Below are 1,347 nucleotides of genomic sequence, written 5' to 3'. Positions count from 1 at the left end.
CACGCCCTTGATTGCCCTGATGCTCGCCACCGTGCCCGTTATTCTCGGGGCCACGATTCTGTGGCTCGTCGGCAAGCGCTTGCGCACTGACGCTCACACACAGCAAACCAACACCGGCCAGACGCCAGATGCGCGACTTCATGCTCTTCCTCACTGCGGGTATTAAGAGGGCTTGTAGCTAAGACCGGGAATACACACACCGGGTTCTGCGACAGGTTATCAGTCACGAAACTTATTTATTGAGGATGACCGTACAGCGAGGCATAAAAATCGCAGGCAAGAAAAAAGGGAGACCCGTCGGCCTCCCTTCTAGAGAACTTCGTCCTGGCTCGACGCTTTTGACGTCGGCTCACCTCACGCCGTCTTCTGGACAGTGTGCAGCTCGGGGACCGGCACAACCCCGGTGGGGGTGGCGGCCGCGGCGGGCCTGTTTGGGCGGGCCGCTGTGGACTGTGTTACCGAGCAGTGATTCTGGTGATAAGCATAGGCGCGAGGCCGCGACAGAGGATTGCGAAGATTGCTCAAATAAACACCACTTGCGCAATTTTTAACCCTGGATAGATAATCCGCCGCAATAGTTACAACCAAGGACAGATTGATGAGCAAACTCGACCGTTACGACCTGAGCATTTTGGCGGAATTGCAGCGCGACGCCCGCATCTCCAACCAGGAACTGGCCGAGCGTATCGGTCTGTCGCCCTCGCCCTGCTCGCGTCGGGTCAAACAGTTGGAAGACGATGGCTACATCTCCCGTCAGGTCGCCCTGCTCGATCGCAAAATGCTTGGCCTGAGCCTGACCGCCTATGTGTTGATCGGCATGGACCGGCATACACCGGAGCGTTTCGAGAATTTCGAGGCGGCGATTCGCACCTTGCCGCAGGTGCTGGAGTGCAGCCTGGTGACCGGCGTCGATGCGGATTACCAGTTGAAGGTGGTGGTGCCGGACATGGATCACTATCAAAAGCTGTTGCTGGGGCACCTGACCCGGATTGAAGGCGTGACCAGCGTGCGCTCAAGCTTCGTACTGAATCAGGTGCTCAACAGCACTGAACTGCCACTGACGCATCTGCGCAGCTAATCAAAAGCCCCTCACCCCAGCCCTCTCCCAGAGGGAGAGGGAGCCGACCAAGGTGTCTGGCAGCATCCATCGACCTGAACCTTCGAGTCGATTATGGATTCACAGACGCAAGATCAGGTCGGTGTAACTCGTGGGCATCGCACGGCCAGTCCACTCTCCCTCCCAAAGGGAGAGGGAGCCGACCGAGGTGTCTGGCATCATCCATCGACCTGAACCTTCGCGTCGATTATGGATTCACAGACGCAAGATCAGGTCGGTGTAACTCGTGA

Annotated in this window: 1 protein-coding gene and 1 pseudogene; one reads left to right on the top strand and one right to left on the bottom strand. The window is 57.7% G+C overall.

What is annotated here, in order from left to right; translation table 11 throughout:
- Positions 1-142, bottom strand: a pseudogene (locus DBR24_RS32955) (glycine zipper family protein); the annotation flags it as partial.
- Between the two features lie 456 nt (positions 143-598).
- Here DBR24_RS32955 and DBR24_RS19680 point away from each other — a divergent pair.
- On the top strand, positions 599-1,078 hold the full coding sequence (locus tag DBR24_RS19680) for an Lrp/AsnC family transcriptional regulator (RefSeq protein ID WP_007909658.1): 480 nt from the start codon (positions 599-601) through the stop codon (positions 1,076-1,078).
- Positions 1,079-1,347: the final 269 nt, after the last annotated feature.

It is taken from the genome of Pseudomonas sp. HMWF006 (assembly GCF_003061205.1).
Lineage (GTDB): Bacteria > Pseudomonadota > Gammaproteobacteria > Pseudomonadales > Pseudomonadaceae > Aquipseudomonas > Aquipseudomonas monsensis.
Note: the sequence above shows the minus strand (reverse complement) of the source record. Positions and strands in the feature narration are given on the sequence as shown.